The organism is Candidatus Roseilinea sp. NK_OTU-006 (assembly GCF_012931985.1).
In the GTDB taxonomy this organism is placed as follows: Bacteria; Chloroflexota; Anaerolineae; order J036; family Brachytrichaceae; genus JAAFGM01.
Genome location: NZ_JAAFGM010000047.1, coordinates 1 through 12512, shown reverse-complemented (window position 1 = coordinate 12512; position 12512 = coordinate 1). Strand labels below are relative to the sequence as shown.

The window sequence follows — 12512 nt, the reverse complement described above, 5'->3', positions numbered from 1 at the left end:
GAGGGGTTCAGCCGCACGTTGTTCACCACGTCGCACAGGCCCCATCCCGTGCCCACGCACACGCGGTATTCGCTGGCATTTGTGTCGTTCCACTGCAACGTCACCAGCGACCTCACCTGCGCCGTGTCCACGGGCGCCACCTTGGTGAACTCCGCCGGCCCGCCGCTCGGCCCAAAGCCGGCGTTGTTGGCCGTGGTGAATGGCCACCACTGCCCGGCGTTCGCCAGCAGGAACTGCCCGTCGTTGTAGGCCCATACCTGCCACCAGTACGTCCGCCCGGCCTGCGTCCCGGTCAACCCCACGCTCGTCGTCGGGCTGAGCACCTGCACGTGGTTCATCACGTCGCATAAGCCCGGCAGCGTGCCCACGCACACCGTGTAGCGCTGCGCGTTTGCCGCCGCGCTCTCCAGCTCAGCGTTGTGTTCGTCGGCACGCCCGTCGCATAGGCTGCCGGCGCGCTCTTGCCGAACGGCCCCGGCGCGCCCGCCGACCAGCGCCTCCCACGTCAGGTCGTCCAGCTTGCGCAGCAGCAACACCTGGACCCGGCCGCCGGTCGGCTTGCGACCTTGCAATCGTGCGTTAATCACGCTCATGTCGTTGGCAACAAGCAGGTCACCGGGGCGAAGGAATTCCGGCAAGTCGTAGAAATGCCGGTGCCGGTGCGTCTGCGTCGCGCGGTCGCACACCAACAAGCGCGACGCATCGCGCGGCTCGACCGGATGTTGCGCGATCAGTTCCAACGGCAACGCGTAGTCCAGTTACGAGATATGCATGTGTGCCTGGCACAAGTGTAAATCACCGGCACGGTGTATAGTGTCTTGTCACGAGGTCGCATGGCGCATCACATCCATATCATCGGCGTGCCGATGGACCTGGGCCAGCGACGGCGCGGTGTGGACATGGGTCCGAGCGTCATTCGCTATGCCGGCTTGCACCAGCAACTGCGCGCGCTCGGCCACACCATCACCGACAGCGGCAATATCGCCGTGCCGTTACCGGAGACCGTGCCACTTGATTCGGAGAGGGCGCGCCATCTGCGCAGCATTGCCGGCGTATGCCACGACATCTATAACGCCGCCCATGATATCAACGCGCGCGGCGAGATCGCGCTCTTCCTCGGCGGCGACCATTCGCTCAGCATCGGCACCGTGTCGGCTATCACCGCGCAGGAAGACCACATCGGCGTGCTGTGGGTGGATGCGCACGGCGACTTCAACACGCCGGAAATCACGCCCAGCGGTAATGTGCATGGCATGTCGCTTGCTGTGCTAATGGGCCTGGGCGCGCCGGAACTAACGAATATCGGCCGGCCGGGTGCGAAGATCAAACCGGAACAAGCCGTCATCCTCGGCGCGCGCGACCTGGACCCGCTGGAAAAGCTCGCCTTGCGCGAGCAGGGTGTGCAGGTGCTCACCATGCGCGATGTGGATGAGCGCGGCATCGCTGCTGTCACCCACACCGCACTGGCACATCTGCAAGCTTACCGGCGCATCCACGTCAGTCTCGATATGGATGCGCTCGATCCCGCCGAGGCGCCCGGCGTGGGCACGCCTGTGCCGGGTGGTCTGTCCTACCGCGAAGCACACTTACTGATGGAGATCCTACACGATAGCAGCAGGGTCACCTCGCTCGACATCGTGGAGATCAACCCGATCCTGGACGAGCGCAACCGCACGGCCAAGCTGGCTGTCGAACTAACGGCCTCGCTGTTCGGCAAGACGATCTTCTGAACTTCTCGCGCATGCATTAGCTTAAACGGATCTTGCTTGGCCTAGGCGGTGTGCTACTTGCCCTTATGGCGCTGCTCGTGGGTTCGGTCCTTGTGGACACGCTGCTCAGCCACGGTCGCCTGGATGAGCTGACCAATATGCGCATCCCTAACCCGAACGGCCCCGAAATCCGCGCCTATGTCGCCCGACCGAGCGCACCGGGTCCTCATCCAACCGTGATCATGATTCACGAGTTCTGGGGATTAAAGCCAGAGATCCTCGGCAAGGCCGATGCGTTGGCGCAGGAGGGCTACATCGTTGTCGCGCCCGACCTTTTTCGCGGCATCACGACGAGCTGGATTCCGCGCGCCATCTTCAACGTGATCTCCAACCCTCCGGCACAGGTAGATGGCGATTTGGACGCCGTTTATCGCTGGGCGGCGTCGCAGCCCGATGTGCAGGCCGATCGCATCGCGCTGATGGGCTTCTGCTTTGGTGGGGGCACGTCCATTCGCTACGCCGTGACCAATCCCAGCGTAGCGGCGACGGTCGTGTTCTATGGCACGCCGGTGACCGATCCGGAGCGGTTGAAAGGGCTGGGTGGGCCGGTGCTCGGCATCTTTGGCGGCGCCGATGCATCTATTCCCATCGGCATCGTGAACGCTTTTCAGGATGGGTTGAAGGCCGCCGGTGTGCTGCATCAGATCACCGTGTACGACAGTCAGCCTCACGCTTTTGTCGAAGCGATTCGTCGAGGCGGCGCGCCTGGCCAGGCCTGGGATGAGTTTGTGTACTTCCTGGAGCAGACGTTGAAGAGAGCTTCGAACGGCAGTTCGCTGCCCGGCTATGTCCGCCGGATCGCGCTGGATTGCGTCGTGCCTGGCAAACCGGAGGACGCGCTCCATGTTGTGAACCACCTGCATGCCTGGTTGCCGAATCGCTAGTGGTTTGCCCTCGCGTTACATCCCCGAATCGTTGTCCCAATAGACTTTCCCCTGGTCGGCTCAAGTGCTGTATCGGTTCGTGTTCCCCAATAACAACACGCTGACCACCCTTGGATAACGAAGCCTTAAAAAGGCTCTGTTATTCTCTCCAAGTAAGTGTATACAGTAATTGTGGCGCGCATCGCCCCGGGCTATGCGCGCCAATCTGTTTCGAACAAACGTCTAAGTTTAGGAGTTGCATAATATCATGCAGAGAAATAAGCCTAACTGCACCTCGTCACGTGCTTACGACGGTACGCCAGCGCTACAGCGTGTTATGGCGATCATCGTTGTTACCATCTCCCTCCATTTAGTTCCTGGGCATGTTCATCATGCAGCTCACGCTCAGTCGCTGGGTGACTTTCTCATCTACGGCAATCATCTAGCAGATCCCTGGCAAAACTGGTCATGGAACACCACGATCGACTTTGCGAACGCAGCGCCGGCACTCGACGGCAGTGCTGCGTCTATCGCCATCACCTACGACCAGCCCTGGGCTGGCGCGTTGTTCGGCACGAACAGCCCGATGGCTACGGCGGGATACACGGCGATCGCCTTCTGGATGTATGGCACAGCGCCGGTCACGCATATTCGGGTATTTGCCAAGCACGGCTCAACGGGTCAGGACACCTCTGCCATTGAGTTGACTGTGCCGGGTGGCGCTTGGAGGGAAGTCATTGTGCCCTTCAGCCAGCTTGGTAATCCAGAGAGTATTTCTGCCATCGCGATCCAAGAGGGCACTGGTGCAATTCAGCCAACATTCTTTGTAGATGACCTGCGACTAATCAGCAGTGCTATCCCCACACTGGAGGGTATGCCCGCGAATGAGTCCAATGTCCCTCCTGCTTTGGAGCCGATTTCCAACTCAGACACGATACTGAGTGATTCGATGCCTGAACCGGCACCCGAAGCAGACGCAACCTCTCCCGATGTCACTTCGGAAGGAGACTCCGACAAAAGCACGACTTGCTGTGCAGAGTTCGGCTATCGGATGTATCTGCCTCTGACCTTGCAACCGTCGAGTGATCCGTCCGCGTCGTTGGGCGAGTTCGACGGCCCAACACTGAGTCTGACAATGACGTTGGACGGCCATGTTCATCTTGCATGGACTGCTGTGCCTGATGCGATTTTCTATAACTTGAAATATAGCGTTGGTAACCGGTCGGAAACAATGCAATTGACGGATAACCAGTGGGTCAGTGATAGCTTATTCGTCGCTGACGCCGGTGTCGCGACTTTCTCAGTTGCCGCCATTACGTCACAAGGCATAAGTCGTGAATCGAACGTTGTCTCGCTCGAGCTTCTGAACGGGACCGTCCTAGATCTAGATACTGGTAGCCAGGTGATGCAGCCCGCGTCGACCGCTGCTGATTGTCGGCAACTAGTACAGCACCTGCTATATCGCATCCACACGTTGGAGGACACGCCTACCCAAAAGCGTGACCGTGAGATGTGGGTCTATGCTGGGCCGGTACAGTGTCTGAACCTGCTCGCCAGTGAGCTCGAATTGATGGGAGCTCTGAATCGCTGGAACTGCGAGCTGATGCTGCGACCTTATGGCTTTAGCCAACCTCCTGCTACCTCAGCCTGGATCGAAAAGTTTTGGCGAAAGGCAATTGCAGGAGCAGGTTCAAGCCAAATATGCAGGCAGCTAAAGATGAACCCATTGAACTTATCGGCAAATGTATCTGCTCTCAGAAACGCGGCCAATAGTTGCGTGACCACGGGTGCGGTTAAGTGGACACTCCAAATGGACACCATCCTCACTATTGAACCTGGATCCGTGACTTATCGGCCTTTCATCGTCCAAAGACGCTACCTTTTTAGCGTCTATGACGTTTTGTGTGTGCGCCCGAAACCCATCCGATATTTCACGTCGCGACGCATCGTCTACACGGATGACACATTCGACAATATTGATCCGAACGCGATACGTAGCGCCATCCGGGATCTAACGCTGACCTCTCAACCCCTGGCATGGACGAAGACCGAGGCTATCGCACACCGGGGCGACCGCGTGAGTTCGCCTGACAACACGAACGAGGCGATCAAGCGTGCCATGGAGAAAGGGGCGAGATATATCGAGGTAGATACGCAGCTTGCCAGTGATGGGAAGGTAATCATCGCCCATGGTTCTCTCTATAAGCCGCATCAGGGTTTCACACCGGATGTGCCCACACAGGTGTATGGACCAACTGCAGCATGCCATAACAAGAACATGGAGGTTGATGTCACGCCTTTCCTTACGGGGAATTGTGACATCGGCACCCAGATGGCGCTGGCTTCTGAAGGCGCCAGTTGGTTGCCTAAGTTTAAGGGGGAACGCTACCTGCTCCTGCAGAATGTCGTTACGGATGCTCGCTACAGAGACTATTGTGGCTGGTTCGTCGAGATGAAGAATAGCGAGCACCCTACAGAAAATAAGGCCCAGCGAAATAAGCGGCTAGGCGAAGCCGTTCAAGCCATTCTGCTACAAAGTGGTGTGGTGGAACGTTGCGCCAGCCGCCGTCAGAATGTCTGGGTGACTTCGTTCGAAGATAGCGCACTAGACGGAGTAGTAGACGATCGTATCTATAAGTTGCGCGTTGTGTCGCGCCTTTCTCTCATCAATTGGGTGAGTGCAATCGACAATTGGTTGGCGAAGGGATATGATGGCGTGGCAATTGATTTGGCCGTGGCCAACACCCTTGTCGAATCCAAGCCCCTTCCTGAGTACATCCGCCGCCGCGGCCTGAGAGTAGTAGCTTATACGCTGATACCGGGTTCACAAAACCAGGGCACTAACCAGACAGCGATAGATCGCAAGCTGGACTTCTTCCTCACGGACATCCTAGATGACCTGTTGATTCGTAATGGGGACAAGTCGTCTTGGGCTCCCCTTCATAGGATCTCGCTTCCTCGTGAAGAAGCACGGGCAATAGTGATCCGCAACTATGAGGCCTACCCTGTTATTGCGACGCTGTCCCTGGACGGCAAACCACTTCCCATCACGCCTAACACCACATCGGGTGACAGCTGGTTGATCTTGCCTTTCGAACCATCGCCAACTAACCCAGACATGCTCATCGTTGAGCAGACTGAGGTTGTCCCATACATGAAGCCAGCTTACGAGACGCCACACTACACCAATATCCTTTACTACAAGTCATATCTCGTCGGCCAAAAAACCGTGAGCGCCCTGGTGCAAGGCGGAGGTCAGCTCGATGTGGTTATGCAGCATAACCAACATAGCAACGTGAAGCCGCGATTGGTCTCAGTCGGAGCCGATCGTGCCCAATTTGCTATCCGAGGAGTCACAATGCCCACTATAGACGGACGCAATGAAATTGCCATCTGTCAAGGTGAGACCGTCTCAGTTTCTGGCCGCCTGATCCCTGCATCCGGCTGGTTGCTGAAAAATTCTGTGCCGGTGCAACTCATGTGGGATGGTCAGTTTCTATCAGCTTCTGGCGCTGCGCTCAGGCCAACATTTGGCAAGCATGAGTTGAGGATTGTGGGCCGGGCATACGATGCGGGCCTGATTGAGCCCCGTGCCCTAAATCAAGAACGCCCCATTATGCTCAGGATCACCGTCAACGTAGTTCCCAAGACCAGCGGCTGTGGCTAGGAACGTCCGAAATACCAGGCTTGCATCACGACGGTCGGTGACCCGGCGTTGGTGGGGTGGTGTGGGTGCAGGCGCACGGTCAGGTGCACTGCACCCTATCAGGGAATGTGCTGGATGCTGTATGCCAGGCGGCGTGTGGAAAAGCTTAGCTTCCAGCCGTCACGCGCCGGAATGAGGACAGACGGAGCGATTGTCATGCGTCATGAGCGATGGACAGCCTGTTGGCCACTAGACCCGTCAGCGCCATTCGGATGACTTGGACGCAGTGATGTGGGAGGACATGCTGGCCAAAGGGGCGGGAAACATAGGCTCGCTGGCGCCTATTAAGCTGTGAAAGCGTGTCCTACCTTGCTAAAACTGAGCCTTATGCAACGAGCCTACGTGGCCGGCCCACCCTCGAGCTTGCGCACCACCGGCCCAGCGTTCTGCAACGTCCAGCGTAACGCATCTTGGTTAATTCGCTCGGCGGCTGCACCGTCGTGATCGGCGATCGCCTCCAGTAGCCGGCGATGGAAGTCTAACGACTCGTGTATCTTGCCCTCGACGGTGTACGCCAGGCGCAGATATCGCTCGGCATGTTCGCGCAAATGTTTGATCTTCTGCATTAGGCGCGGGCGCTTGAGGATAGCGTAACACTTCAGGCGGAACTTCCACTCCTCGTGCAGATACTCACGCAGGTTGCCTTGCTCGGCCAGCACGGCGATTTCCTTTAGCGACTTGCGCAGGGCAGCGATGTCTTCTTCCGTCGCCCGTTCAGCGGTTAGGCGCGCCGCCAGCCCTTCCAGCCCAATGCGCAGCGCGTAAAGTTCCTCGAATTCTTCCCAACTGAGTGGCACAACGCGCACGCCATAATTCGGCACGAATTCGACGAGTTGTTCCTGGCTGAGCATGCGCAGCGCTTCGCGCACCGGCGTGCGACTCACGCCGAACAACGCCGCGAGTTGCTCTTGCCGCAGCCACTCTCCTGGCTGCAACTTGCTCGTCAGGATCATCTCACGCAGTTGGCTGTAGACGCGTTGTTGCGGTTTTTGGGCGGACTTGAGGCGCAGCGTTTTGACCTTGCCTGTCGTCAAAAGCTTAGCTGAACTGGCCCATCGCCGGCCTGGCCTCGGCTTCGATGCAACGGCGTCGCTCATCGAGGCTTATTGTGCCGCAGATCGTGTCTTTCGGGCAAGCGGAGCGTACATCCGTCAACTTCACAGGTTCATGCACATACCTGGCTGCGCCGTCTCAACTTCACCCGCGAAGTGCTCCGCGACAATCTGCGCGCTGCGCTGCGCCTCAGCACAGGTGGCAAAGTGCGTCAACAGCAGCCGACGTGCACCGGCGCGCGAGGCGAGTTGCCCGACCTGTGCAGCCGACATGTGCCCGTGTCCATTCAAATCGTAACTGTCGGCGGTGAGATAAGTGCACTCGGCTACCAGCAGCGCTGCCGACTGTGCAAAGGTCACCAGGGCATCGGTGAGCGCGCCATCGGCGGTGTAGACCAGCCCAAGCTCAGGGAATCGCACTGCGAAGGTAGGCGTAGGATGTGCGGTTGCCATCGCTTCGACCGTCAGATCAGCCGCGCAAAAAGTCCCTCCCGGCGTGATCGGCCGAAAGTCGAAGGCATGACTCAGCGGATTGGCCAGCGCCGGCAGGGTGGGGATGCCGAATACTTCGTCGAGTGCCTTCAGCATGTGCCCAACCGATGACGTACTCCAAAGTGGCAAGGGCGCCCGCGCAACCGGAAACAGGCGGTGGTAGGCCAGCGCCACCAGATCGGCGCAGTGATCGGCATGTGCGTGGGTGATGATGACGGCGTCCAAAGGATCGGCCAGGCCGCGCTGCGTCAACTCCAACACAATTCCAGGCCCACAGTCCAATAAGATGGTCTTCCCGTTGCTCCGAATGAGATAGCCGGATGCGGCCGCCCCTTCGCCCGGCGATCCGGCCCGGCAACCCAGCACGATGAACTCCGTGGCAGCTTTGTTCAAGATGATCTCCTTCCCCGAGTGTGATTCGATGTGTCGCTTTGCAGCACGTGCGCGTCCTGGCCGACAATGCTGAGCAACCGACCAGTCTTCACGCGCACAGGATACGTCTGACCGAGAACGACCGGCTGGTCATGAACGAGCGTCACTATGCCGGCGCCACGTAACTCCCCTGTGACCTTAAAGCCATCACCGGTAAACTCACTTGCACTGACGACGAATTGACCGGTGCTCTCGGTCAGCCCGTCCTGCACGATAATCTCCAAGTCACCTGGCCGGACCGCGATGCTGCACATCGCAGACGCGACGGCCGATGTCGTGTGTGCGTCTACCCCCGGCGCCAGCCGAACGCAGCGTTCACTCACGCGTTGAGCGGGCAAAACAGTAGCGCCGCCGAAGAACTCGGCGACGAACGCGTTAGCCGGCGAGCGCCACAGCGTTTGCGGTGTGTCGAATTGTTCGACGCGACCGGCGCGCAGGACGGCGACGCGGTCGGCCACGGCCATCGCTTCGGCTTGATCGTGCGTGACGAAAAGCGTCGTCACGCCGCTCGTGCGCAGCAACGCCTGCAAGTCCGCGCGGATGGCTGTGCGCAATTGTGGGTCCAACGCGGCGAGCGGCTCGTCGAGCAGTAATACCCGCGGCGACACCGCTAGCGCGCGGGCGATCGCCACGCGCTGGCGCTGGCCGCCCGAAAGTTGGCTGACGCGGCGCTCGGCCAGTTCCGCGATACGACAAAGTTCGAGCATGTCGCGCACGCGCCGGGCGATCTCCTGCTTGGGCGCACGGTGCATCCGTAAGCCGAACGCGATGTTGTCTCGCACGTTCAGGTGATCGAACAAGGCGTAGCTCTGCGGTACCCAGCCGACCTGTCGGCGGTCGGGTGGGAGTGCGCTGGTGTCCGCGCCGTCCATCAGCAAGCGACCGGCAGTGGGAAACAACAAGCCGGCTGTCAACCGGAGCAGCGTGCTCTTCCCGCAGCCGCTCGGCCCGACTAACACCACGATTTCACCTGGCTGGACGGATAGACAGATGTCGTGCACCACCGGGTGAGTGGCGTCATACGCAAAAGAGATGTGCTCGAACGCCAGGGATGCCGCGACCGTCATGCTTGTCCTATCTTGCTGCCGCCTAGCCGCTCGATGGCGATGGCGGCCGGCACGACGAAGGCCAGAAAAATCAGCGTGATCGCTGCAGCGACCTCGACCCGATTGGTGATGTAGGCCGAATACAGCTCGATGGGCAGCGTCTTGTTCAGCGGCGTGAACAAGAAGAACGATACGTTGAACTCGCCCATAGAAAGCGTAAACACCAGAATCAGCGCGGCCAGCAATGCGCTGCGAATCGCCGGCAGTGTAATGTACAGCAGCCGCTGCATGGCGGATGCACCAAGCGTGCGCGCCACTGCCTCGCGCTCGATCAAGGCAGGTTGCGCCAGCGCCGGCGCCAGCGTTGCTACGAGAAACGGCAGCGTATACACCACTTGCCCGGCGATGAGCAACAGTCCGCTGGCGCGTGCCAACGGGTAAGCCAGGATCAACGCCAGCGCAATAGCAATCCCGGGGACGGCGAGCGGCACGTTGATCAGCGCTAACAGCGCTTGTCGGCCGGGAAAGGCGTGCCGGGCGATCAGCCAGGCAGCCGGCAAGCCCACCGCCAGGTCAATCGCTAACACGGTGAGCGCCAGGCGCAGGCTGAACAGCGCATACGGATGCACGGTCGCCCAACCTTCGCGCAGCCAGCCCAGGGTGAAACCGCCGGCCCAGAAGCCTAGCGGCCAATTGGCCGTCGTTGCCACCACCAACAACAATGGCATCGGCGCAAGGCACAAGAGCACGGCGAACCATGTAAAACCGCGACCAATCGCCATGATCGGATTGGGGGCCTGCCGGCGCTGTTCCCTCCGTGCGCTCACGTTAGCCTGCGACCCGTAAGCTGAATCTGGTAGTGTTGTCATTTACCCCTCGCTGTGTGCAGCACATCACCGCTGCGCGCGCTCACCGGCGCGTCCCAGGCCGAAAAGCACGGCGACGGTGAGACAAGTCAGCGCGATGCTCAAGCCTGCCGCGCGTTCGACTTGAAAGCTCTCGGTGAACAAAGACGCGATCTCCAGTGGTAGCACGCGAAAGCCGCGGCTGAGCGTGGCGGCCGTCCCGAAAGCGCCGAACGCGGTTGCCAGACTCACGCTTGCCGCGTTGAGCAGCGCGGGAGACAGCGCCGGCAATATCACATCCAGATAAACGCGCCAGGGTGTCGCGCCGAGGGTGCGGCTCACGTCAATCACGTCTTGAGACAGCGCCGATACCGCGCCGCGCAACACCAGCACTGCGCGTGGGATCTGAAAGTACAGGTAGCCCAACAACATGCCCCAGAACGTATAAGCGAAGTTGAACTGGCGCTCACCGGTAATCAGCAAGAAGATCTGCGGGACGATGCCGGTCAGCCCAAAGAGCAAGATGACGAAGAACCCAATGACGATGCCTGGCAGGCTGAGCGGAATGGTCAGCGCGACGGCTAGGGCGTTCCGGTAGCGGCTGACCGAGCGCTCAATGTAGATCGCCACCGGCAGGCAAAGCGCCAGCGCCAGCGCGGTAGAGGACACGGCAATCAGCACGCTGTTCAGCAGCGCGCGGCGGTAGGCCGGCGACGTGACCAGTGCAGCATAGTTCGCCAGGGTGAGCTGACCCCCTTCTCCTGTGAGGCTCTGGCGTAGCAGGATGACCAGCGGCGCGATGAGCGCCAGGCTTAACAAGATGAGCACAGGCATCGCGAGCGATGACATTGTCATCGCTCGCGATGCTGATTGACGCGATTGTTTCGCCACAGTGTCACTGGACAACTTCGGCCTTCCAGCGCTCGTTGAATTGCTCCTGCACGGCACGCATCTTAGCGTAGTCGGGCACGATCACCTTCTCGTAAGCGCTTGCCGGCAGCATCCCCTCGGCAAGCTTCGGGTCCATGGCGATCTGCCGGATCGGGCGGAGGTAACTCTGGGCGAATAGCGCCTGTCCCTCGTCCGATAGGACGAAGTCGAGCAGCTTCTTGCCGCCCTCAGGGTTTGGCGCACCTTTCACCAGGCCAATCACGTACGGGATCGCGATCGAGCCTTCGCATGGGATGACAACCTCGACCGGAGCGTCGTTGTTGTTCTTGAGCTGATAACCGTTGAAGTCGGCGTCAATCAGGATCGGGATCTCGCCCTGCTGAACCAGCGCGGTGGCGGTCTGCGCCGGCAGTTGCAGTCCGTTGGCCTTCAACTGTGCCAGATACTGAATGCCCGGATCCCAGTTATCGAGCGTGCCGCCGAGTGCCAGATTGGCAGCTGTGGCGACCGAGTAACCGATTGCAGCTTGCATTGGGTCGAGGAAGCCGACCTTGTCCTTGTACTCCGGCTTCAGCAGATCGGCCCAACACTGCGGTACCGGTGTGTCGCCCAGCACCTTCGTGTTGACCAGAAAAGCCACTGTGCCCTGGTGGATAGTCATCCAGCGGCCCTCTGGGTCTTTCAAACCTGCTGGGATCTCATCGAAGCCAGCCGGCTTGTAAGGTGCCAGTAGATCGGCGTCGCCGGCCTGAATGCCGAACACGATGCCGAAGTAAGCCGTGTCGGCCTGGGGCGCAGCCGCCTCGGCCTTCAGTGCCGCCAGGGTCTGGCCGGAATTCTTCGGGTCGGAGGGCGCTTGCAGGCCGGTCTTGGCGCTGAAGGCCTTGAGCACGCCGCCCCAGTTCGCCCATTTCTCCGGGCTGTTGTAGGCCACTACTAACGAGGCGCGGTCACCAGCAGGAGCCGCAGGTGCCGGCGCCTCCGTCGCCGCAGGGGCAGCGGGCGGCGCGGCAGTCGCCTGGGGTTGCTGTGCGGCGGGCGGTGCCGGCATTGCCGTAGCGCACGACGCCATCAAGAGTGCGATGGCGGACAGGCCACTCAACAAAGTTGCATTTGCATTCCTCACGTCACACACTCCTTTTGTCGCTAGTCAAATAAGTGTATTCAGTAATTCAGAAGATACAAGGCTTTGGTTAACTGACGGTTAAGAGCACGTTTATATTCGTGAGGTTTCGCAGCGTTGCTCGGGCTGTTTGTGCTGCGATATACAACACAGGGCAGCCCCTTACGGCTGCCCTGTGTCGCATACCGCGGCGGCCCAGGCCCAGGTCAGCCTCATCAGCGGCAACATGGCCGGCGCTTGACCCGCCTGCGCCGCAGGCCAAGCGGTTGCTGCTGCGCTTGCGCAGCTCTGCC

Annotated in this window: 10 protein-coding genes; 3 read left to right on the top strand and 7 right to left on the bottom strand. The window is 60.0% G+C overall.

Translation table 11 applies throughout. The annotated features are described in order from the left end of the window. Positions 1-740: S-adenosylmethionine:tRNA ribosyltransferase-isomerase (locus GXH28_RS14725; protein WP_240550436.1), on the bottom strand; the 740-nt coding region annotated here is incomplete at its 3' end. A 93-nt stretch (positions 741-833) separates the two neighbouring features. Here GXH28_RS14725 and rocF point away from each other — a divergent pair. The 3 genes from rocF (at position 834) to GXH28_RS14710 (ending at position 6299) form a co-directional block, all read left to right on the top strand. Further along, a complete protein-coding gene (gene rocF, locus GXH28_RS14720) occupies positions 834-1730 on the top strand; it encodes an arginase (RefSeq protein WP_169239781.1) in 897 nt (298 codons plus the stop codon). A 50-nt stretch (positions 1731-1780) separates the two neighbouring features. Continuing rightward, positions 1781-2653, top strand: a complete 873-nt coding sequence (locus tag GXH28_RS14715; RefSeq protein ID WP_169239780.1) for a dienelactone hydrolase family protein — start codon at positions 1781-1783, stop codon at positions 2651-2653. 316 nt (positions 2654-2969) lie between these two features. Further along, positions 2970-6299, top strand: a complete 3330-nt coding sequence (locus GXH28_RS14710) for a glycerophosphodiester phosphodiesterase (RefSeq protein WP_169239779.1) — start codon at positions 2970-2972, stop codon at positions 6297-6299. A 377-nt stretch (positions 6300-6676) separates the two neighbouring features. On the opposite strand, the gene GXH28_RS14705 is transcribed toward GXH28_RS14710, so the two are convergent. The 6 genes from GXH28_RS14705 to GXH28_RS14680 form a co-directional block, all read right to left on the bottom strand. Beyond that, entirely contained in the window at positions 6677-7372 is a 696-nt protein-coding gene (locus GXH28_RS14705) for a GntR family transcriptional regulator (protein WP_206156874.1), read from the bottom strand. 123 nt (positions 7373-7495) lie between these two features. Beyond that, positions 7496-8275 (bottom strand): MBL fold metallo-hydrolase, encoded by a 780-nt coding sequence (locus GXH28_RS14700; RefSeq protein WP_169239777.1) that lies wholly within the window; start codon positions 8273-8275, stop codon positions 7496-7498. Further along, on the bottom strand, positions 8272-9381 hold the full coding sequence (locus tag GXH28_RS14695) for an ABC transporter ATP-binding protein (protein ID WP_169239776.1): 1110 nt from the start codon (positions 9379-9381) through the stop codon (positions 8272-8274). Before GXH28_RS14695 ends, GXH28_RS14700 begins: the two co-directional genes overlap by 4 nt. Then, positions 9378-10142 carry an ABC transporter permease gene (locus tag GXH28_RS14690; RefSeq protein ID WP_169239775.1) on the bottom strand — a complete coding sequence of 255 codons (765 nt, stop codon included), beginning with the start codon at positions 10140-10142 and terminating at the stop codon, positions 9378-9380. Before GXH28_RS14690 ends, GXH28_RS14695 begins: the two co-directional genes overlap by 4 nt. A 111-nt stretch (positions 10143-10253) precedes the next feature. After that, the gene (locus tag GXH28_RS14685) at positions 10254-11039 is read right to left on the bottom strand and encodes an ABC transporter permease (RefSeq protein ID WP_169239774.1); all 786 of its coding nucleotides are present in this window, start codon (positions 11037-11039) and stop codon (positions 10254-10256) included. A 61-nt stretch (positions 11040-11100) separates the two neighbouring features. Next, positions 11101-12147 (bottom strand): extracellular solute-binding protein, encoded by a 1047-nt coding sequence (locus GXH28_RS14680; protein WP_240550435.1) that lies wholly within the window; start codon positions 12145-12147, stop codon positions 11101-11103. Positions 12148-12512: the final 365 nt, after the last annotated feature.

Excerpts from the sequence above, each read along its gene's own strand:
- rocF (WP_169239781.1), top strand. The coding sequence starts at position 834 with ATGGCGCATCACATCCATATCATCGGCGTGCCGATGGACCTGGGCCAG.
- GXH28_RS14710 (WP_169239779.1), top strand. The coding sequence starts at position 2,970 with ATGGCGATCATCGTTGTTACCATCTCCCTCCATTTAGTTCCTGGGCAT.
- GXH28_RS14695 (WP_169239776.1), bottom strand. The coding sequence starts at position 9,381 with ATGACGGTCGCGGCATCCCTGGCGTTCGAGCACATCTCTTTTGCGTAT.
- GXH28_RS14690 (WP_169239775.1), bottom strand. The coding sequence starts at position 10,142 with ATGGCGATTGGTCGCGGTTTTACATGGTTCGCCGTGCTCTTGTGCCTT.
- GXH28_RS14685 (WP_169239774.1), bottom strand. The coding sequence starts at position 11,039 with ATGCCTGTGCTCATCTTGTTAAGCCTGGCGCTCATCGCGCCGCTGGTC.
- GXH28_RS14680 (WP_240550435.1), bottom strand. The coding sequence starts at position 12,147 with ATGCCGGCACCGCCCGCCGCACAGCAACCCCAGGCGACTGCCGCGCCG.